Source organism: Corynebacterium sp. A21 (genome assembly GCF_052266655.1).
Lineage (GTDB): Bacteria > Actinomycetota > Actinomycetes > Mycobacteriales > Mycobacteriaceae > Corynebacterium.
In genome coordinates this window covers 876,288-896,755 of record NZ_JBQPQY010000001.1, presented here as the reverse complement: position 1 = coordinate 896,755, position 20,468 = coordinate 876,288, and the positions used below count along the sequence as shown (strand labels likewise).

At 62.9% G+C, this 20,468-nt stretch carries 21 protein-coding genes and 1 pseudogene; 18 read left to right on the top strand and 4 right to left on the bottom strand.

Annotation, left to right across the window (positions count from 1 at the left end):
- Positions 1 to 230 precede the first annotated feature (230 nt).
- The 16 genes and pseudogenes from ACTU46_RS04155 to ACTU46_RS04080 all read left to right on the top strand — a co-directional run.
- Positions 231 to 1,313 carry a hypothetical protein gene (locus ACTU46_RS04155; RefSeq protein WP_443379350.1) on the top strand — a complete coding sequence of 361 codons (1,083 nt, stop codon included), beginning with the start codon at positions 231 to 233 and terminating at the stop codon, positions 1,311 to 1,313.
- A 22-nt stretch (positions 1,314 to 1,335) separates the two neighbouring features.
- On the top strand, positions 1,336 to 2,319 hold the full coding sequence (locus tag ACTU46_RS04150) for an HAD-IIA family hydrolase (protein WP_443379348.1): 984 nt from the start codon (positions 1,336 to 1,338) through the stop codon (positions 2,317 to 2,319).
- Entirely contained in the window at positions 2,310 to 2,474 is a 165-nt protein-coding gene (locus ACTU46_RS04145) for a hypothetical protein (protein ID WP_443379345.1), read from the top strand. Before ACTU46_RS04150 ends, ACTU46_RS04145 begins: the two co-directional genes overlap by 10 nt.
- An 11-nt stretch (positions 2,475 to 2,485) precedes the next feature.
- Complete coding sequence (locus ACTU46_RS04140) at positions 2,486 to 3,307, top strand: TlyA family RNA methyltransferase (RefSeq protein WP_443379343.1); 822 nt, start codon at positions 2,486 to 2,488, stop codon at positions 3,305 to 3,307.
- Positions 3,304 to 4,242, top strand: coding sequence for an NAD kinase (locus tag ACTU46_RS04135; protein ID WP_443379340.1), 939 nt, complete (start codon positions 3,304 to 3,306; stop codon positions 4,240 to 4,242). Before ACTU46_RS04140 ends, ACTU46_RS04135 begins: the two co-directional genes overlap by 4 nt.
- A 193-nt stretch (positions 4,243 to 4,435) precedes the next feature.
- Complete coding sequence (gene recN / locus ACTU46_RS04130; protein WP_443379338.1) at positions 4,436 to 6,178, top strand: DNA repair protein RecN; 1,743 nt, start codon at positions 4,436 to 4,438, stop codon at positions 6,176 to 6,178.
- A 134-nt stretch (positions 6,179 to 6,312) separates the two neighbouring features.
- Entirely contained in the window at positions 6,313 to 7,506 is a 1,194-nt protein-coding gene (gene steA, locus ACTU46_RS04125; protein WP_443379336.1) for a putative cytokinetic ring protein SteA, read from the top strand.
- Between the two features lie 19 nt (positions 7,507 to 7,525).
- Positions 7,526 to 8,482: a copper transporter gene (locus ACTU46_RS04120; RefSeq protein WP_443379333.1), complete on the top strand. Its 957-nt coding sequence runs from the start codon at positions 7,526 to 7,528 to the stop codon at positions 8,480 to 8,482.
- A gap of 273 nt (positions 8,483 to 8,755) precedes the next feature.
- Entirely contained in the window at positions 8,756 to 10,405 is a 1,650-nt protein-coding gene (locus tag ACTU46_RS04115; RefSeq protein WP_443379330.1) for a CTP synthase, read from the top strand.
- Positions 10,406 to 10,416: 11 nt separating this feature from the next.
- On the top strand, positions 10,417 to 11,073 hold the full coding sequence (locus ACTU46_RS04110) for an NUDIX domain-containing protein (protein WP_443379328.1): 657 nt from the start codon (positions 10,417 to 10,419) through the stop codon (positions 11,071 to 11,073).
- Positions 11,070 to 11,993: a site-specific tyrosine recombinase XerD gene (gene xerD / locus ACTU46_RS04105; RefSeq protein WP_443379325.1), complete on the top strand. Its 924-nt coding sequence runs from the start codon at positions 11,070 to 11,072 to the stop codon at positions 11,991 to 11,993. The genes ACTU46_RS04110 and xerD overlap by 4 nt, the downstream gene beginning before the upstream one ends.
- Positions 11,994 to 12,314: 321 nt before the next feature.
- Complete coding sequence (locus tag ACTU46_RS04100; protein ID WP_443379323.1) at positions 12,315 to 12,647, top strand: hypothetical protein; 333 nt, start codon at positions 12,315 to 12,317, stop codon at positions 12,645 to 12,647.
- Positions 12,616 to 12,930 carry a hypothetical protein gene (locus ACTU46_RS04095; RefSeq protein ID WP_443379469.1) on the top strand — a complete coding sequence of 105 codons (315 nt, stop codon included), beginning with the start codon at positions 12,616 to 12,618 and terminating at the stop codon, positions 12,928 to 12,930. Before ACTU46_RS04100 ends, ACTU46_RS04095 begins: the two co-directional genes overlap by 32 nt.
- A gap of 193 nt (positions 12,931 to 13,123) precedes the next feature.
- Positions 13,124 to 13,516 carry a hypothetical protein gene (locus ACTU46_RS04090; protein WP_443379321.1) on the top strand — a complete coding sequence of 131 codons (393 nt, stop codon included), beginning with the start codon at positions 13,124 to 13,126 and terminating at the stop codon, positions 13,514 to 13,516.
- Between the two features lie 581 nt (positions 13,517 to 14,097).
- Entirely contained in the window at positions 14,098 to 15,006 is a 909-nt protein-coding gene (locus ACTU46_RS04085; protein ID WP_443379318.1) for a hypothetical protein, read from the top strand.
- A gap of 314 nt (positions 15,007 to 15,320) precedes the next feature.
- Positions 15,321 to 15,459 (top strand): annotated as a pseudogene (locus ACTU46_RS04080) (ABC transporter ATP-binding protein); the annotation flags it as partial.
- Positions 15,460 to 15,566: 107 nt separating this feature from the next.
- On the opposite strand, the gene ACTU46_RS04075 reads toward ACTU46_RS04080, so the two are convergent.
- Positions 15,567 to 16,214 carry an ATP-binding cassette domain-containing protein gene (locus ACTU46_RS04075; protein WP_443379315.1) on the bottom strand — a complete coding sequence of 216 codons (648 nt, stop codon included), beginning with the start codon at positions 16,212 to 16,214 and terminating at the stop codon, positions 15,567 to 15,569.
- Positions 16,215 to 16,685: 471 nt separating this feature from the next.
- Here ACTU46_RS04075 and ACTU46_RS04070 point away from each other — a divergent pair, with 471 nt between their 5' ends.
- Together ACTU46_RS04070 and ACTU46_RS04065 are read left to right on the top strand one after the other, a co-directional pair.
- Positions 16,686 to 17,564 carry a ParA family protein gene (locus ACTU46_RS04070; protein WP_443379312.1) on the top strand — a complete coding sequence of 293 codons (879 nt, stop codon included), beginning with the start codon at positions 16,686 to 16,688 and terminating at the stop codon, positions 17,562 to 17,564.
- 12 nt (positions 17,565 to 17,576) lie between these two features.
- A complete protein-coding gene (locus ACTU46_RS04065) occupies positions 17,577 to 18,368 on the top strand; it encodes a segregation and condensation protein A (protein ID WP_443379309.1) in 792 nt (263 codons plus the stop codon).
- A gap of 82 nt (positions 18,369 to 18,450) precedes the next feature.
- Here ACTU46_RS04065 and ACTU46_RS04060 read toward each other — a convergent pair whose 3' ends face one another.
- The 3 genes from ACTU46_RS04060 to ACTU46_RS04050 all read right to left on the bottom strand — a co-directional run bounded on the left by ACTU46_RS04060 (position 18,451) and on the right by ACTU46_RS04050 (position 20,443).
- Complete coding sequence (locus ACTU46_RS04060) at positions 18,451 to 18,606, bottom strand: hypothetical protein (protein ID WP_443379307.1); 156 nt, start codon at positions 18,604 to 18,606, stop codon at positions 18,451 to 18,453.
- Between the two features lie 44 nt (positions 18,607 to 18,650).
- Positions 18,651 to 19,214, bottom strand: coding sequence for a GNAT family N-acetyltransferase (locus ACTU46_RS04055; protein WP_443379304.1), 564 nt, complete (start codon positions 19,212 to 19,214; stop codon positions 18,651 to 18,653).
- Positions 19,215 to 19,294: 80 nt separating this feature from the next.
- Positions 19,295 to 20,443 carry an ATP-binding protein gene (locus ACTU46_RS04050; RefSeq protein ID WP_443379301.1) on the bottom strand — a complete coding sequence of 383 codons (1,149 nt, stop codon included), beginning with the start codon at positions 20,441 to 20,443 and terminating at the stop codon, positions 19,295 to 19,297.
- Between the last annotated feature and the right edge of the window lie 25 nt (positions 20,444 to 20,468).

Below are 20,468 nucleotides of genomic sequence, written 5' to 3'. Positions count from 1 at the left end.
TTTTCGTCAGAAGACGAAAAGAGCCCAAGTGCCGGCAACCGCATCCTCGCAGATTTGGGTTGCCCGCTGGCTATGCAGCAGAAGCTACGGCAAAGAACTTCTCCAAGTATCAGATCAGCTATCACTTTTCGGGGATTGTCTACCATGCCCCGGAAGCGGTTAGAATCAATTTAATATAAGTAGCAGGAACTTCCTGCTTTTCCTGTTCCTGATGAGAAAGAGAAATCTGAATGTCTGAAGGCCCCTCTCGAGACCACCGATCCGATGACCGCCGGGGCGATGGTGCTCCGCGGCACCATTCTTCCGGTGGTTCGAACTCCGGTGGGGGACGTCCCCGCCGTGAAGGTGGCAGCGCAGATCGTCCGCGGGGAAACTCTGAGGGCCGGGGTGGCTATCAGGGTGGGCGTAGCACTCGGGATGACCGTGACAAGCCCCGCGATAATGATGATCGTGCTGGTGCTCGGGGCGATCGTCGTGATGATCGTCGTGGGGCCCCGCAGGGTAACCGTGATGGTCGTCCGTCCCGCGATAACGACCGGAGAGGTCAGGCCCCGCAGCGCCAGCATGCCCAGCGTGGTGGAACTGAGCGCGATGAGAAGGATCTGCGTCCGCAGCGTGCCGGCTTCCGCGAGGAGCGTCTGAACAAGCGTATTGCAGAGCCGGATCTGCCGACCGGCATCGATATCAAGGAACTTGATCCGATGGTGCTGCAGGATCTCCGCGTCCTTTCCCGGGATAACGCTGAGGCGGTGGCTAAGCACATGATCATGGCTGCCACCCTGCTCGATGATGATCCTCAGTTGGCTCTGCGTCACGCCCGTGCCGCCAAGGACCGTGGTGGCCGCGTGGCTGTGGCCCGTGAGACCTGCGGGATCGCGGCCTACCATGCCGGCGAGTGGAAGGAAGCTCTTGCGGAGTTGCGTGCCGCCCGCCGGATGAGTGGTGGCCCGGGGCTGCTGGCCGTCATGGCTGATGCGGAACGTGGTCTGGGCCGTCCGGAGAAGGCGCTGGAGCTTGGCGCCTCTGAGGATGTGGAGCTGTTGGACCACGAGTCCACGGTTGAACTGGCGATTGTCATGGCCGGTGCCCGCCAGGATCTCCAGCAGTTTGATTCTGCAGTCGTCGTGTTGCAACGACAGAACCCTGATGTCAGCACTACCGGTGTGTCGGCGCTGCGTTTGTCCTACGCTTATGCAAACGCACTGGTGTTGGCGGGGCGTGGCGAGGAAGCCAAAGAGTGGTTTACCCACGCTTTGGCCATTGATGAGCACGATCTCACGGATTCGAAGGAGCGTCTGGCCGAGCTGGGTTAGTCGGTGAACTAAGATTGTCCCTATGAGCTTGTTGAGTGAGTACGACGCGCTGTTGCTTGACCTGGACGGGACTGTTTGGGAAGGTGGCCGGGCGATCCCGGGAGCAGTTGAGACGATCAACGCCTCGGTGCTCCCCTCGATTTATGTGACCAACAATGCCTCGCGGGCGCCCGAGGATGTTGCGGGTCGGCTGCGCGGGATTGGTCTGGACAAGGTTGCGACCGGTGATGTGCTCACCTCAGCGCAGGCAGCCATCGAGCTTGCCGCCGAACATCTCACCCCTGGCGCAGCGGTCCTGGTGCTGGGGACCCGGTCTTTCCGGGACTTGGCCACTGCAGCGGGTTATCAGGTGGTGGACTCCGCCGATGATGCGCCGATAGCGGTGCTTCACGGGCATAATCCGGAGACCGGCTGGGCTCAGCTTTCTGAGGCTGCTCTCGCCATTCACGCTGGTGCCCGCTATTTCGCCTCGAATCTTGATTCTTCGCTACCCACGGAACGGGGTCTCGTTGTGGGCAACGGTTCGATGGTGGCGGCACTGGTCAGCGCCACGGGGGTACACCCGGTATCCGCCGGGAAGCCCGGTCCGGCGATGTTTCACTCCGCTGCCCGTCAGCTTGGCGCTCAGCGCCCGCTGGCGGTCGGGGACCGGCTCAACACTGATATTGAGGGCGGTAATGCCGCAGGTATGGACACCTTTCAGGTGCTCACGGGAGTTAGTGGCCCATTGGAGCTGTTGCGGGCTCCCGCACACCAGCGGCCTACCTTCATCGCGGCTTCGCTGGAAGATCTACACCGCGACCCGGTGGAACTCCGGCCCGGATGCCAGGGTGGCTTTGAAGCCCGCATCGATGGTGACGCGCTGGTTCTCGCCGGCGGTGAGGATCAGCGGGATCCGCTCCAAGGTCTGCGGACCGCTCTCGAGGTCGCCTGGGATCACGGCGGCGTCGATACCGTTCGTGGTGAGGGCGAGGCCGCGATCAGCGTGGTTGCCTCATGGTGGTGAAACCCCATGATCCCCGTCAATTCCGGATCACACCGGAACAGGTGAAGTCCGGCCTGGACACAATTTTCAGCGAGGAGCCGGCTGACCTCAGCGAAGAGGCCGAGCAGCTCCGTCGCGCCCATGAAGTTCTTTATGACGCCCTGCAGGAAGGCTAGGTAGGTTATCGATGGTTGCACGCAGGCGGTTGGACGCTGAACTGGTACGTAGGAAGATCTCCCGGTCTCGGGAGCAGGCCGTGGAGATGATCAAGGACGGCCGGGTGTACGTGGGGGGTATGAAGGCCGCCAAGCCCGCGAGCATCGTCGAACCCGAGGCGTCGATACGCGTGGAAAAAACCGTGAACGACGACTGGGCATCCCGCGGTGCCCACAAACTCCTCGGCGCGCTCGCGGCCTTCGAGCCCCTCGGGCTTGAGGTCAAGGGGCGCAAGGCACTTGATGCCGGTGCCTCCACCGGGGGATTCACCGATGTCCTGCTGCGTCGCGACGCCCGCGAGGTTGTCGCCGTGGACGTCGGTTATGGTCTGCTGATCTGGCGGCTCCAGAATGATGATCGGGTGACGGTGCTGGACCGCACCAACATCCGAAGCCTGACCCCGGAGATGACCGATGGCCCCTGTGACCTGATGGTCGGTGATCTTTCCTTCATCTCCCTGAAACTCACGCTGCCGGCCATCGCCGCAAGCATGCGCGAAGGGGCGGATCTGCTGCCGATGGTTAAGCCCCAGTTTGAGGTCGGGAAGGACCGTCTTGGCTCCGGTGGGGTGGTGCGCAGTCCGGAGTTGCGTACCGAAGTGACGCAGGATATCGCGGAATTCGCGCAGACGCTGGGTCTGAGTCTCAAAGGTGTGGTGGCTTCGCCGCTTCCCGGCCCCAGTGGCAACGTAGAATATTTCTTATGGCTGATCAAGGATGATGGCGCCAGCGCTCCGAGCCCGGAGCAGCTCCACGAGATGATCTCGACGGCAGTAGAAGAGGGACCACAGTGACTGAGATGAGCGAAGAACGGCGCGAGATTCTGCTCGTGCCACATACTGGCCGAAGTAGCAACATTGAGTCTGCGGCCCGCGCCGCGGAACTCCTGGTGGCTGTCGGTATCCGGGTCCGGGTGCTCATGCCTGCGGATGAGGTACCGGTTTCCGAGAACCCCGTCCTGGCCAGCCTGGACCGGTTTTCGCATTCCCCGGCTGCCGCTGAGGGAGTGGAACTGGTACTGGTTCTCGGTGGTGATGGAACCTTCCTCCGCGCCGCTGACCTGGCACGTTCAGTGGATGTTCCGGTGCTGGGCATCAACCTGGGCCATGTGGGATTCCTGGCTGAGTGGGAGGCTGAATCACTTGATGAGGCCATTCAACGCGTCATCGACCGCGATTATCGGGTTGAGGACCGGATGACCATTGATGTCACCGTCCGCGATCAGGGACATGAAGTCATCGGTCGGGGATGGGCGCTCAACGAGGTCAGCGTGGAAAACCTCAATCGTCGGGGTGTGCTCGATGCCATCTTGGAGGTGGATTCCCGCCCGGTCAGCTCCTTCGGCTGCGATGGTGTGCTGATCTCCACCCCGACAGGTTCCACGGCTTATGCCTTTTCTGCTGGCGGTCCGGTCCTCTGGCCGGAGTTGGATGCCATCCTGGTGGTACCGAATAATGCGCATGCGCTGTTCACCAAACCACTGGTGGTCAGCCCGCGCTCCACGGTCGCGGTGGAATCGAATCCTGATGCTTACCCGGCGATGGCGGTGATGGATGGTTTCCGTCCGATTCCGTTGCCGCCGGGATCACGTGTCGAGGTTGTCCGTGGGGCCCGTCCAGTACGTTGGGTGCGACTGGATGAATCCACCTTCACTGACCGGCTGGTGACCAAGTTCCGGCTCCCCGTTGAGGGCTGGCGTGGGCCGGGCGAGGAAGATAAGAAGAAGTAATTCCCGAAAAGGGGCGGCAGCCGGGTCTGGGAGATTCCCCAGACCCGGCTGCCGATTTTGTTTATCCTGAGGCACTCCTCGAAGGGGTGTTCGGCCAGCGTTTATCCAGCGTTCCACGTGAGGTTGCTGAAAATTCGAGAAAAAATAGCACGGGTGTTCGTAGCTGTCGGGGAATCTGAGTTAAACTGTCGGCATGCTTGCAGATATCGCCATCGAGAATCTCGGGGTCATCCCGAAGGCCTCCGCGCAGTTGAGCCCCGGACTGACCGTGCTTACCGGTGAGACCGGTGCCGGAAAAACCATGGTCGTGACCGGTCTGCGTCTGCTGTGTGGGGGGCGGGCGGATGCCTCACGTGTTCGGAGTGGAGCTGAGCAGGCGGTGGTGGAGGGAACCTTCACCACCGATGGCCTGCCGAGCGAGCTGGCCGAACGCGTGCGAGAGTCGGTGGACAGCGCCGGCGGATCTGCTGATGAGAATGGCGAGTTCATCGCCAACCGGGTACTTAAATCCACCGGCCGCTCCCGGGCCCACCTCGGCGGGCGTTCGGTGCCGGCGGCCACCCTGCAGGAATTTTCCTCGGAATTGCTGACCATCCATGGCCAGAATGATCAGCTGCGCCTGCTTTCCCCGGATAAGCAGCTCGCTGCGCTCGATCGTTTTGATCCGGCGCTGGAGCCTTTGGGAAGTGATTACCGCAAGAAGTTTCGGGCCTGGCGTGAGTTGGCCCGTGATTTGCAGAAGCGTACCGATTCCCGCCGTGAGCTGGCACAGGAGGTGGACCGGCTCCAATTCGCCCTGAATGAGATCAATGATGCTGATCCGCTGCCGGGGGAGGACAGGGAGCTCGTTGAGCAGGTCCGTCGACTGCAGGATGTGGATACCCTTCGCGAAGATGCGGTGCTCGCACTTTCCGCCATTGATGGGTCAGAGGCTTTCGGCAGTTTTGTGGAGGAGGAAGCGGAAGCGGCCTCCAGTCTGCTGGGACGTGCCGAATCGGTGCTCAGCGTCAGTGAGGATCCGAAGCTCAAGGAATTAGGCACCAAGCTGTCCGAGGTCACTTCCTTGCTCGCTGAGGTATCCGGTGAGCTTGGTGGATTTCTCTCGGGACTGCCCACTGATCCTGCACAGCTCGAGCAGTGCCTGCAGCGTCAGCAGGTGCTCAAGCAGCTGACGCGCAAATATGCCCCCGAGATTGACGGTGTGCTGGCGTGGCGGGACAAGGCGGAGCTGCGGCTATCCAAGATCGATATCTCTTCTGAGGCGTTGGTGGAGTTGAAGAAGCAGGTGGAGTCGGCCCGGAAGTCGATGATGTCGGCAGCGAAGAAGCTGCGCAAGATGCGTCTCAAGGCGGCGGAGTCCCTGGGTGCTCGGGTCACGGTGGAGCTGCACGGCCTGGCTATGCCCAAAACCCGACTTGAGGTCGCGGTGCGGGAGGTGGCGCCAGGCAGAGACGGTATTGACGAGGTGGAACTCCTCTTGGCAGCCAACCCTCAGGCGGAGGCCCGACCGCTGGCGTCCTCGGCCTCCGGCGGTGAGCTTTCTCGGGTGATGCTCGCCCTGGAGGTGATCCTGGCGGGGAGCTCCACCGGTGCCACGCTGGTTTTTGATGAGGTAGATGCTGGTGTCGGTGGTCGCGCCGCCGTGGAGATCGGTCGCCGTCTGGCCCGGCTGGCGGTGGGGAACCAGGTGATCGTGGTCACCCACCTGCCGCAGGTCGCGGCCTATGCGGACACCCACCTGCACGTGGCCAAGAATGTCGGTGATGTCTCGGTGACCTCGGGTGTGGAGACCCTCAGCGAGGAACGCCGGGTGGAGGAACTGGCCCGGATGTTGGCGGGTCTGGATGACACCGACACCGGCCGGGCCCACGCTGCCGAACTGCTGGCCCGGGCCCAGCGGGAGGTTGCGGAGTTCAGTGCAACGCAGGTCGCCTGAGCTTCTCCTGGTTCCGACGGGGCTACTTTCCTCCCCGTGGGGGCCACCCGCATAGGTGAACCAGAGGTGAAACCTGGCTGGGCATGCCGGAAATTAGGGCGCGCCTCCACCACTGCTTGAGACTTTAAAGCAGAATGTCGCCCATGAGCCTGTTCTCCCGCACCGCCGAAGTCCCCGGTCTCCACGGGATCCTGCGCGACTACACGTCCCCCGCGAAGGGGATGAAGCGCCTGCGTGAAGGTGACATCGTCGTGGTCAATGCCGCTGACATCACCCGCCAGTTGTCCCAGAAACTGGTCGAGGCGAAGCCCGCTGCCATCATCAACCTGGCACGCTTCACCACTGGGTCCGTGCCGAACTTCGGTCCACTGATGCTGCTGGACGCCGACATCCTCCTGGTGGAGGGGGTCGGCGATGAACTGAAGCTGGGTCTGCGTGACGGCAAGAAAGGTCGGGTGGATGAAGAAGGCGGCATCTTTCACGGCGATAAGGCCATCGGTGCGGGCCATGTGCTGAACCGGGAGGACGCGGAGGCGCGCTTCGGTGAAGCCCAGCAGGGTCTGGTTGATCACATGGAGGCTTACTTCGGCAATACCATCCAGTTCATCCACTCGGAAGCTCCACTGCTCATCGACGGCCTCGGAATTCCGGATACCGGCGCGCAGATCGCCGGCCGGAAGGTACTGGTGGCCTCCCCGGGCAATAACCACCGCAACCAGATCAAGCTGCTGCGTAACTTCATCCGTGAGTATGAGCCGGTGATCATCGGTGTGGATGAGGCGGCGGACACCCTGGTCGAGCTCGGACACACCCCGGATCTGATCGTCGGCAATCCGAAGTCGATCGCGGCGGATACCTTGCGCAGTGGCGCACGAGTCATCCTGCCGGCGGAACCCGATGGTCATGCCGCCGGCCTGGAGCGGATCCAGGATCTGGGAATCGGTGCGATGACGTTTCCGGCAGCCACTGAGTCCGCCACTGATCTGGCGCTGCTGCTGGCGGATTATCACGAGGCGGAGATGATCATCAACGCCGGTCCGGTGCTGGACCTGGACGCCATGTTCGCGGATGCGCCGCAGGCGAACCCGGCGGCCTTGCTGACCCGCGCCAAGTTGGGCAAGAAGCTGGTTGATGCCAGCGTGATCGCGAATCTCTATACGGTGCGCAGTGGTTCAGGCATGGCTTGGCTCTGGGCGATTCTCGGCATCCTGGTGGCCCTGGCGGTGGTGGTGTTGATCGTCGGCACTGGGGGCGATGGTTCCTTCGGGGACAATCTGATTGACACCTGGAACAATATCGCCCTGAAGTTCCAGAGCTGGTTCAACTAACCCGAGGATCGAGGTAGACATGGCCAAGAACAAACGTCCCGGTCGCTCCGGCATCATTCTTGCGGGTCTGGGTTTCGGCGTGGCCGCCGGAGTCGCCCTGGGCACGCTGGTGATCGCCCCGAATATTCCGGGCAGCGGGGGAGCCACCTCGGCGCAGCAGTCGGCGGGGGAATTCGACCAGCTCGCTGCGGAGATCAATGCCGCACAGGCGGATTCTGCTGATGCTTTCATCGCCGACCACGCCGAGGATCTGGTTGCCGGAACCTTGGCGCAGCGTCCGGTGTTGGTGATGCACACCGCTGATGCGGATGAGGAGGATCTGGGCAATATCATCTGGCTGCTGCACAAGGCAGGCGCCGTCGATGCTGGCCGGATCACGCTCAATGAGCAGTTCTTCGCCCAAGATGGGGTGGATCAGCTCAAGTCGATTGTGGCCAATACCCTGCCCGCCGGCGCGCAGCTGTCCGAGGAGTCCCTCGATCCGGGTACGCACGCTGGCGATGCGATGGCTGCGGCGCTGCTGCTGGATCCGCAGAGTGCCGAGCCGATGGCGACCCCGGAGGAGCGGGCGCTGTTACTGGAATCGCTGAAGGATTCCGGCTTTGTGGATTATGAGCAGGGCACCATCCTTCCTTCGCAGGCAGTCGTCATTGTCACCGGTGCTAATGACGGCACCGGTGAGGGCGCTTTTGCCGCCACGAACCTGGCCAACTTCGCCCGGTCCATTGATTCCCATGGCAATGGCGCGGTGCTGGCGGGGCGGATCACGGCTGCCAGCGACACCGGCCCGATCGCGCTGCTTCGGGAGCAGGCCGGGGATCAGGTGTCCACGGTGGATTCCTCCGGTCGGACCTATGGCCGCATGGCTGCGGTGTTGGCGGTCCGGGAGCAGCTCGACGGTGGGGCAGGGGCCTATGGTTCCGCGGCCTCTGCCACTGATGGGGCCGTCCCGGGTATTCCGGATACCCAGGACTAGGCACGCCTGAGGATGCCCCGATCACCCACCCCGCAGGGTGTGGGTGGTCGGGGTTCTTCCTGCTCAGCCCACACCGCCAAGCACCTTTCGGTCAACCTATAGGCAGGCGGGTGGAATCATGTTAGGCTGAGATCCCGTGGGAAATCCGGAGACTTAAAGTCGAAGGAGAACCCGCGGGATCAGTGTTTTCACACCCCCGTGAGTGTTTCCCGCAGCATCAACCAGAAGCATCAACCAGAAGCCGCACCCACCCACTCTCGCGGGAGGAACCCCATGTCCATCACCTCATCTGCCGCCGGCCCGACCTATATCTTCGTCACCGGCGGTGTCGTCTCATCGCTGGGCAAGGGGCTGACGGCCGCCAGTCTCGGCCAGTTGCTCATCGCCCGCGGTCTTTCGGTAACCATGCAGAAGCTGGATCCCTACCTGAATGTGGATCCGGGCACCATGAACCCCTTCGAACACGGTGAGGTCTTCGTCACCGAGGACGGCACCGAGACCGATCTGGACCTGGGGCACTATGAGCGTTTCCTGGACCGCGAGCTGGGGGAGAGCTCCAATGTCACCACCGGCAAGGTCTACTCCACGGTGATCGCCCGGGAGCGTCGCGGCGGCTATCTGGGCAAGACGGTTCAGGTCATTCCGCATATCACCGATGAGATCCGGTCCCGGATCTATGCTCTGGGCGAGCCGGATGCACAGGGCAGCCGTCCGGATGTGGTGATCTCCGAGATCGGGGGCACCGTCGGCGATATCGAGTCCCAGCCTTTTCTGGAGGCGGTCCGCCAGGTGCGCCGCGAGATCGGCCGCAACCGCACCTTCTTCATCCACTGCTCCCTGGTGCCCTATCTGGCCCCATCCGGCGAGCTGAAAACCAAGCCTACCCAGCACTCGGTGGCGCAGCTGCGCTCCATCGGCATTCAGCCGGATGCTCTGGTGCTGCGCTGTGACCGCGAGGTGCCGGTGGCTTTGAAGGAGAAGATCGCCGCTATGTGCGATGTGGACAATGAGGGTGTGGTCTCCTGTGCGGACGCCCCCTCGATCTATGACATCCCGGCGGTGCTCTACCGTGAGGGGCTGGACCGTTTCGTGGCGCAGCAACTGCACCTGCCGGTCCGCGATGTTGATTGGACACGGTGGCAGGATCTGCTCGACCGGGTCCACCATCCGGAGGGTGAGGTCACCGTCGCCCTGGTGGGCAAATACATTGATCTGCCGGATTCCTACCTTTCGGTGGCGGAGGCCGTCCGCGCCGCCGCCTTCGAGCACCGCGTCCGGGCGAATATTCGCTGGGTCGCCGCAGATGACTGTGCGACGCCGGCGGGTGCGGCTGAAGCACTCGCCGGCGTTGATGCCGTGGTCGTCCCGGGCGGTTTCGGAATCCGGGGGATCGAGGGAAAGATCGGTGCGGTCCGCCACTGCCGGGAGAAGCTGGTTCCCATGCTGGGCCTGTGCCTGGGACTGCAGTGCACCGTGATCGAAGCAGCCCGCACCGCCGGGATCACCGAGGCCTCCTCCACGGAATTTGATCCGGAGACCCCGGCGCCGGTGATCGCCACCATGGCCGAGCAACAGGCGGCGGTATCCGGTGAGGCGGATCTGGGCGGCACCATGCGGCTGGGTGCTTATCCGGCCCATCTTGCCGCAGGATCCCTGGTCGCCGAGCTTTATGGCACCACCGAGGTCAGTGAGCGTCACCGCCACCGTTATGAGGTCAACAATGCCTACCGCTCGCAGATCACCGAGGGATCAGGCCTGCAGTTCAGCGGTGCCTCACCGGAGGGCGAGCTGGTGGAGTTCGTCGAGTATCCCCGGGAGATTCACCCCTACCTCGTGGCCACTCAGGCACACCCGGAGTACAAGTCACGTCCGACGAAGGCACACCCGCTCTTCCTGGGGCTGATTTCTGCCGCCCTGGCTTAGACTGGAGAGCTATGACATCACCTGGCACCCATGATTTTGCAGTCCTGAACTCTGAATTGCTTGTCGACGCCCCGATCATCGGGGTCCGGCGCGATGAGGTGAGCATGCCCGGTGGCGGCACCGCCCACCGGGAGATCGTCGAGCACTTCGGCGCCGTCGCGGTCGTCGCCGAGCGCAACGGCGAGATTGCCATGGTCAATCAGTACCGACGTAGCGTCGACCAGCGGCTCTGGGAGCTACCCGCCGGGCTGCTGGATTTAGCCGAGGAGGATCCGCTCAACTGCGCCGCCCGCGAACTCCAGGAAGAGGCGGGCCTGGCGGCCGGGACGTGGGAACTGCTCAGTGATCTGTTCACCAGCCCCGGTATCTGTGATGAAGCGGTACGCATCTACCTCGCCCGTGACCTGCACGAAGTGCCCAAACCTCCAGCGGAGCATGAGGAGGCAGACATGGACTTTGCCTGGATCCCCCTCGACCAGGCCCGGGCCATGGTCATGGCGGGTGAGGTCAACAACGCCATCGCGATCACCGGCATCATGACCGCCGCTGAAGTGCTCTCCGGAAGAGCATCGGCCCGCCCTGCGGACACCGCCTTCCCGCAGCGGCCCAGCGCCCTGGCGGACCGCCGTATCGCTGAAGGCCGCTTCCCCGACATGAAGAAGCTGTGAGTCAGCACAAGGAACTCGCCAGGACCTGGCTCAACCACCTCGCCGTGGAGCGCGGCCTGTCGAAGAACACCCTGAGCAATTACCGCCGCGACCTCGAGCGCTACACCGACTGGCTCGAAGCCGCCGGTATCACCGAGCTCAGCGCGGTGCAGACCACCGATATCGAGGCCTATGTCACGGACCTGCGCCGCGGTGACCCGGGGCGCGGACGTGCCCCGCTCGCGGCGTCGTCAAGCGGGCGTGCGCTGGTCGTGGCGCGGGGACTGCACAAGTTCGCCGCGCTGGAGGATGCGGTGGCCGTTGATGTCGCCGCCGAGGTCTCACCGCCGGCGACCGGGCGGACACTGCCCGACACCCTGAATATCGAGGAAGTCGAGAAGCTGCTGGAATCCGTCCCGACGGGGGAGGGCGCAACCGCCCTTGACCTCCGCGACCGTGCCCTGCTGGAACTGCTCTATGGCACCGGTGCCAGAATCTCTGAGGTCACCGCGCTCAATGTGGATGATCTGGTCGGGTGTGAGGGCCTGCTGCGGATCACCGGCAAGGGAGATAAACAACGGATCGTGCCGGTGGGCTCGGCGGCGATCAAGGCCAGCGAGGAATATCTGGTTCGGGCGCGCCCAGTCTTCACGAAGGGCAAGACCCACATTGCGCTGCTCAACACCCGAGGGGGAGCACTATCCCGGCAGAGTGCCTGGGCGGCGCTGAAGACCAGGGCGCAGCGCGCCGGGATCACCAAGAGTATTTCCCCGCACACGCTGCGGCACAGCTACGCCACACATCTCCTGGAGGGCGGGGCCGATGTTCGGGTGGTGCAGGAATTACTGGGACATTCCTCAGTGACCACCACACAGATATATACCCATGTTACGGCGGAAAATCTGCGGCAGGTCTGGGCGAGCTCGCACCCGAGGGCATAACGGGAGCTACAATATTTCCCGGAGAAAGCGTGACTGAAGGTACCCCCATCGGGTGATCACAGCAAGAGATATGAATCGGACGGAAACTCGGGCACTACCCCTCCACGAGGCGGGATCCCTCGAGTTCCCGGACACCGTCGGGGCGATGGAGGAGTTGGTTGAGGGCAATATTTCCGGGGAGACGCACTCCCACCCGATGCATGAACTGCTCTGGAATATCATCGGGGCCTGTGGATTCCGGCGGGGGCACGGCATTCCGGGTTTAGCCCGCGAGGCACCCGCTATTGCGCGGCGCAGTTCAACATCGAAACCAGTCCGTGATTGGCCGATTCGGCCGTGCCGGTCGAGATAGCACCCCTGCTGCGACTGCTGCTCAATCGATTGGCCAGCACCGAGCTGGGAGAGGACTCGCGGACCCTCAATGAGGCCATGGTCCGGGATGTGATGCAGCCGACGCGTCCTGATCTTCGAGTACGTACCCCTTCCTCGCCGCTGTTGCGTCCCATCGTCACTGCCTTGACTGCCTTGCAGGAATCCCCGGCCCACACGCTGAGTCTGGAGCAGTGGGCGGACCGTCTTGAGTTTCTCGCATTGGCGCTCAGCTGTCCTGGCCCAGCATGCGGTGGTCCTGCTGGCAGCCGGCTCCGAGATTGAAGACGTCGCCTCCCGCACCGGCTATCAATCGACGAGCGCCTTCGGTGCCGCCTTTCGCCGGGTCACGGGAAATCCCTGGGCTTCTTCCGACCGACGCGTGGGGAATAGGGTGGCCCTGTCCGCTGATGGTGTCCTGCACTCCCCACGAGAGCCAGCGTGCGCAGCTGCGCACAGAATTCAGTTGCGCGGTTTGTGCGCAGGGCTTTTCGATGGCCGGACTCAGGTGAGGCGACAGGTCCTCGGGTGTGCGCAGCTGCGCACACCTTCAAGTGCGCACCGCTGAATGTCTAGATCAATGTCCTGCGGGGGCGAAGGCATGACACTGCGCTCAGTTTTGACTCTGGAATCCCGCCAAGCGTCCGGCATTTCCTGCACAGGCTGTTGTGCGCAGCTGCGCACAACAATGCGAGTCGAGCGGATCCTACTTTTCCCGGGTGCCGGGAGAACCAAAGTTTTGGCTTCAATCCCGTGTCGAGGTGCTGCAGGTCAACCTTTCTGGGTGCAGCATCGCCGTAACGTTTCGCCACATCGGCGCAGTGTTCACCGGAGCTGGCTGGGATGAGGCGCACGATGCAGTGGTATTCGTTTTAGGGATTTTCTTCATCAGAGCCGTCACTATAAGCGCTATGGCAGGAGTGGTCGTCACCTACCTGGACCCGCGCGAGAGAAAGACGAAACCGTACACGCCGACCAGGACTAGAAGGACTGAGGTGATCAGGATCCTGCCGAACTTCTTCAGCCGTGCGGTGGTGGGGCGTGGGACCAAACGTTTCTTCCTTTGGGTGAAGGGAAAACTATTGCCGCGAATTCAGGATTTGGAAAACGTGCGTCGAACGACCAGCATTTGCACGGCGTACACTTCCATTTAGTCGCATTTGGTTGACTTATATAAGTCGTGCTGCGTCGACTACTTTTATGACCAAGAGACGCGACGTACTTAAAGTGATCCGCGTTTACGCCGTAGTGCAGGGACTTGAACTGCAGGGGCAGCAAGGCGCCAATCACACCAGCGGGTGGGTCGGCGAAAAGATTATCTTCTCAGGAGTTACCGTATCGAGATATCGGACGGCTTCTGGGTGTCAGCTTTCCGCAGGCACAAAAACTCGCCACTGCATAAGGCGAAAAGTGCAGTTGTACGTTGGGTGGAGGAGCCACGAATGCCCAGGTTTCATTTCCTGATGGTCACTGTGACTAGTCGTTCTCAGGCGGTCTCTCATGACCCGAGGCGGGACTCGCCGACCTTGGCCTAGCTCTGCAACAGCACTCCCTGCCACCATGCGGCAGAAGACCGGGGACGTTAACCCGTGGGCGAACTAAGTTGGTCGTCATGACTCTCATCGACGATCTGGTGGCCGGTCCCAGAGGCAGGGAATTCCTCATGGAGGTGGCGCTGGCCTCGGAAGGCCACGACGGGCCGTTGTTCCAGGCGACCTGGCGGGTCGGCAGTTACATGGATCGCAACGCACGGAAATTCGGAATCGACCGTGAGCACTCCGCGCGGGCCAGGGCCACGACGGTGGCCCCGCTCTTGGAACAGGTGCCGTTGGTGAAGCTGACTCCGAAGTTGCTCTACGATGCGCTCGAGCGCACTGTGTTCAGCGCAACCTACTGGCAGCCCCCCATGGACGGCGAGGTGTTCCTATCCGCGGCCCCACTGCGGTGGGGGCTGCGTCGCATCGCCCGTCACGTCGCGGCGTCTGAGGTGACAGCCGAATGGTCGGATCCGTTCCGGCCCGATCGGCACTGGTCAGTGAGATGGGAGGGCCCCGAGCCCGACGTTCAGGTTCTGTCGATGGCCGAGGCGCTTGAGACCTGGCGGGAGAAGGTGGGGACGGAAAGTCTGTGGTGCTCGACGCCGCCGTGGCCGATTGTCACCACCGCGCGAGAGCTCGTGGACGGTACCCCGGGCGGCCTGCGCTTCGTGGAGGACGGGCTCGGTTGGAAGACCAGTCAGGTGCGGGCGGCCACGGTGTCTCCGGGGGCCAGGGTCTTCACCATCAACGATCCGGGGGCGTGGGCACAGCTGTGCCGACGCTTCCCGTTAGATGTGAGCGCGGGCAAGGGACATGACTGGCGACTGGCCACCGGGTACCCGCATGGCTGGGTGATGCCGGACTTCGTGCAGGTGGCACAGCACTATGACGCGCTACATCTGAGCATGCGGGGATATTTCGCGACCGCCGGGCGGGTGATCCCCGCGGACGAGAAACATGCAGGCATGCTCGCGGGCTGGGATCCGGGGCAGACCTTCTGGTTCACCGAGGCGGTGACGTTGGGGGAGCCGGTGGCCTGGCAGAATCATGGGCACGACTTTGGCGAGTACGACTGGCATCCACATGCAGTTAGCGGGAAGAACTGAACCTACTTGGCAACTCCCGTAGAGAGCGTCACCAGCATCAGAAAGTTTATGTGGCCGTTGTAGAAACCGCCAATGGAAGTTGCAGAAAATCGCCATTCGAAGCTGCAATGTCAGTTTCAGAAGCCCTCTGGCGATGCGGATATTTTGTTGAACCACTCGGTGGCCTGGGGGAGTGCAAACGACTTCTGAAATTTCGATCTCAGTACTCCTCTGCGCTGAGTGTCAACATTTCAGGAGTCCCTTGCATTGTGACTTGCAGCTTTGGTTGGCGGCTTTTTAGCAACTTCCATTGGCGGTTTTAAAGGTAGGCCTGCTACCTGGACGTGGCCCATCAAGTTGAGGTCCTTGACCTTTTGACGGAGCTCAACCGTGACCGGGGTACCACCATCATCATGGTCCTCCACGATCTGAACCTTGCCGCCCGCTATGCCGATCGTCTCGTGGCTCTGGCGGGCTGGGGAGCCTGGTCCGCCGGGGCGCCGGCGGAGGAGCTCACCGACCCGGTCTCCGAGGCGCCGATGGTGCTCCCGATCGGCCGACCCCGGGGTGCTCGCCACAGTCTAGAGTTCCACTCGCTGCCACCTGGCGGTATCCCGCAGCAGCTGGCAGTCATGGCTGACCACAGTGACCGGCGCTGGGGTGTGTTGCAGGGCTGTGTTCAGCACTTTAACCAGCCGTGTCGAGAGATGGTTCGTGGGCCCATCCAGTAGGGGCACCTGAGGCTTCCTGGCCAGGACCTCAATTAAGTCAAGGCACTGTAGTTGATATATTGGAAGTTTCCGGAGGGGACGGCGGGACTCCTCGCGGCTGGGCCATCCAAATCTCCGGGCTGTGCGGACTGAGTCTCTGGAGTGGTGGGCCGACTTCTGTCCCGGGATCCCGAGCTTTCCGGCGCGTGAGACCTGGCCCTGATCCGGTGCAAGGTGCCCGGCCAGGACCTTGGACAGGGTGGTTTTCCCGGCACCGTTGGGGCCGGTGATCACCCACTTATCGTCGCTCCGGAGCGTCAGGGAGACCGGGGTGTCCAGGCGGCCGGCGACGGTGATCTGTGTCGTGCCAGGGAGTCGCGCGCCGGGACGGGTGCTCAGCTCCGGGATAGCCAGGCTGCCGTGGCGGCCGATCTCGTCAGCGGTGGGTGTCAACCGTCCGGCCAGGGTGTGTAGGGGGGAGATCTTGCCGCGATCGTTCACGCCGAGGGTCGCGATCACCTGGCCCGGACTGGCCGCGAAGCTCAGGTTGCGGACCGGGGTCCTGTTGCCCCAGATTGAGGCTGAGGTGTCGAGCGGAAAGGTGGGCGTGGGGTGGGGTGGAGTTGGGTATGAAAAACTTCCTCGAATCACAACGTGATGATAGTGACCCAGACGGCAGCTGCCGGAGGGGCCAGGGGAATTGCGCGTGGGATTAGAGGAAGTGGAAGGGCGGGGGCTGGGTGGGAGGTGTCAGGTGCGTCAAGTGTGAGGCGACCGCCCCGGTCGGGCCGCGCTGGGGCGAGATCCCCTGGGCAAGGCCTGTGAAGCCGGTTTGGTCAAGTTTAGGGGCAGGACTTAGGGGGTGGAACTGAGGGCGAAGTGGGTGAGGGGCTGTCAATGTCCGAATGGTCTGGAAGAGACATGTAATCTTGGCAATGACACGGGCGTAAGTCGCCGATCTCCAATGGAGTCAAGGAAGAGAGTTTGACTGTGAGCGATTCGGGAATTTCCGGCACTCCGGAGTCCGAGCTGGGTCTGACGGGCCGGCCGGTGCGGGAGTTGCCTATCCCCGAGCCGTTGGCCACGCACGGACCGGCCAGGATTATCGCGATGGCGAACCAGAAGGGTGGGGTGGGAAAAACCACCTCAACCATCAACCTGGGCGCCTGCCTCGCCGAGATCGGCCGCAAGGTTCTCCTGGTGGATCTCGATCCCCAGGGCGCACTCTCCGCCGGTCTGGACATCCCTCACAACGAGATCGACGTGACCGTCTATAACCTCCTGGTGGACCGAGACTCCGATATTCGGGAGGCCATCCAGGAGACCGCCGTCCCGGGGCTGGATCTGGTGCCGGCCAATATCGATCTTTCGGCCGCGGAGATCCAGTTGGTCAACGAGGTCGGCCGCGAACAGGCACTCGCCCGCGCCCTGCGCCCGGTGATGAAGGACTATGACTTCATCATCCTGGACTGCCAGCCTTCGCTGGGTCTGCTCACCGTCAATGCCCTGGCCTGCGCCCACGGGGTCATTATCCCGATGGAATGCGAGTTCTTCGCCCTGCGTGGCCTGGCACTACTGAATGACACCGTGGAGAAGGTCCGCGACCGTCTCAACTTCGACCTCGAGATCATCGGAATCCTGGTCACCATGTTCGACCGTCGTACCTCCCATGCCCGGGAGGTGATGTCCCGGGTGATCGAGGTCTTCGGCGAGCGGGTCTTTGACACAGTGATCACCAGGACCGTGCGCTTCCCGGAAACCTCGGTGGCCGGGGAGCCCATCATCACCTGGGCCCCGAAGTCCCAGGGTGCTGAGCAATACCGCAACCTTGCCCTGGAAGTGCTGGAGCGCACCACGGAAGAGCGCTAATTGGTCGGGGAGATGCCGGGTCCAGGTGGCTTCAAGGTTGCACTGAGCAATTTTGAAGGCCCCTTCGATCTGCTGCTCCAGCTGATCACCGGCAAGAAGCTTGATGTCACCGAGGTTGCCCTGTCAGAGGTCACCGACGAGTTCATCGCCTACACCCGTTCGCTGGGCAAGACCTCCGACCTGGATGAGGTCACTGAATTTCTGGTGGTTGCCGCGACTCTGTTGGACCTGAAGGTCGCCCGACTACTGCCTCGGGGGCAGGTCGATGATGAAGAGGATCTGGCGATGCTGGATTCCCGTGATCTGCTCTTCGCCCGGCTTCTTCAATATCGGGCGTATAAGGCGGTGGCGGATCTGTTTGCCCGCTGGCAACGGGAGGCACAGCGCCGCTACCCGCGGGCGGTGAGTCTGGAGGAACAGTTCGCGCAGCTGCTTCCCCCGGTGAAGATCGGTAAGCCCCCGGCGGAGTTTGCGGAGTTGGCGGCCGGAATCTTCCGGCCACGTCCCCCAGAGCGGGTCGGGATCGACCACATCCACCAGGTGGCGGTTTCGGTGCCGGAACAGGCTGGCCGGATCCTGGACACCCTGCGGTTGCTGGGGGAGGACACCTGGATCACCTTCGGTGCACTGACCCGAGACACCACTTTGTCGATGGAAGTGGTCGGACGCTTTCTGGCGCTGCTGGAACTCTATAAGGCGCGGGCGGTGGAGACCGAGCAGCTCGAGCCACTCGGTGAGCTCAAGGTCGCCTGGACCGGTCTCGAGGTTGACCCCGCGGTGGTGGGTGCCAGCGAATGGGACTGATGCCGGTGCGCCAACGCGGACAACCCGGCCGATTGCTCGGCCGGGTTGTGGGGTACCGGACTCAGGGGCACTGCCTTTAGGGTCACTGATAAGGATTGCTGGACATGGTCTCCCAGGCACTTGAGAGGGCACTGAGGTAGGTCGGATCCAGAATCTGGCCGGTGACGATGCCGCCGAAGACACCGAGCACCGCCCAAGTGGCCAGGTTGTAGAGGAAGTAGGTGGCGGATGCGGGCATGGGGATCATCTCACTCTCACCGATGGTGATTTGAGGGATGGGGTTTAGGGGCGGTTGATCAGCAGCTCGAGGATTTCGGGGGAGAGCTCCCGGTCGGCATAGATGCGGACGTCCGGCTCCGTCGGGTCATCCTCGGTGCCCACCCGACGGCCCTCCCACACGGCTCTCAGGCCGAGCTTTTCCAGCACATGGAAAGAAGCCGGGTGGTTGACGGTCACGCGAGCGGTGATCGGGGTGTCCGGATCGAGGCGCTTCACGGCTTTGAGGGCGGCCTCGGAGATCTCGCTGGCGTAGCCGGAACCCCACTTCTCGGGGCGGAGGCGGTACTTCAGGTCCCAGACCTTGTCCTCGACAAGCTCAAGACCGCCGACGCCGACGAAGTCGGAGGGTTGGTCGCGGAGGTATACACCCCAGGGGCCGAGGTTCTTGGCCTGCCAGCTGTGCTGGGTGCGCTGGATGATCTTCTGGGTCTCGCGGACCGTTTCATGGCGGGCCTGCGGGCGGTGTCCCCACACGCGGTCATCGCTGTAGACCTTGAAAGCTTCGTCCTCGTGGCCTGCGGACAGCGGCATGAGGATCAGTCGGTCGGTTCTCGTTACGGTAGCCATGATCAGATGTTAATACCAATGTCGCTAAAAATGTAGCCCAATTCACAAAAACTTTTACACAGGATTCACTTCACTCTTGTTTACCAGAACTCAAGCCCCCCACCTGCGACTTCACCGCGCAGGTGCTCCCGCATCCCCGGCATCGCCAGTCCCACATAGCCCCGTTCCGGGGCGGTGATGATGTGTTTGTCCAGTAGCCTGCGCCGATACTGTCCGACATATACCGCAGATTTCCCCATGCGGGCGGCGATATCACCGGTTGCGCTGAGGTCATCGTCCGCCGCCATCGCCTCCAGGAAGGCGACCTCCACAGCAGTCAGCGAGGAGACGGTGGGGCGATGGACCAGGGAGCTGACATCTCGGGTGGCCCGCTCAATGGCACCCTGGACATCGGCCACCTCAATGACGGTAGCGGCATTCCGATAGGCGTGGAAACCCACCAACTGCAACATATAGGGATAGCCACGGGTGGCAGCCACCGCCTGTGCCAGTGCCGGCTCATTCCAGCTTTTGCCGGCCTCGATGACGGGGACCGCCAGGCCGTGGCGGGCGTCGATACGCGAGACCGCGCCGAGCGGATGATGCAGCGCGCGGCGCAGGAAGGTCACGCCCGGGGCGTCGAGAAGCGCCTCGACAGACTGCGGGAGCCCGGCCATCACCACCGCGACCGGGCGGTCCTCGCGGAAGAGATGCTGGACGGTGGCGGCAATGGCGCGGAGATCCTTGAGGGTCTCCGGGGAGATCTCATCGATGGTCAGTAGTACGCCGGTGCCGTGCGGGGCGAGCAGATCACACAGCTGGGTCAGCTGGGAACGCAGACTCGGCGTGGCAAGGTGGCGCGGCCCGGTCTCGAAGCGCAGCCCGCCGAGGCCACCCGGGGCGGTGAAGCCGGAGAACCGGCGTTCGGTGTTGCCGTGCTGGTCATGTTCACTGAGCAACCGGGGGAGATGATCGGTGGTGAAGCGATCGACCAGGCCAGACAGTGCGGTTTCGGAGATGGAGATCCAGCCGCGGGACTTCGCCTCGTCCTCCAGAGCGTTGAGCAGCGCCGTTTTGCCGACCCCGCGCTGGCCGGAGAGCAGGAGTGCCCGGCCGGGCGCGCCGGGACCGTCATCAAGGGCATCGGCGAACTCCTGGATCACCGGGCCGCGGCCGACCAGCAGCGCGGGCGAGGTGCCGAAGGTCGGGGTGAAGGGGTTGAGGCTTCTGCCTGGTTCCGGGATGGTCATGATGGGTCTCCCAACTGCCTTTTTA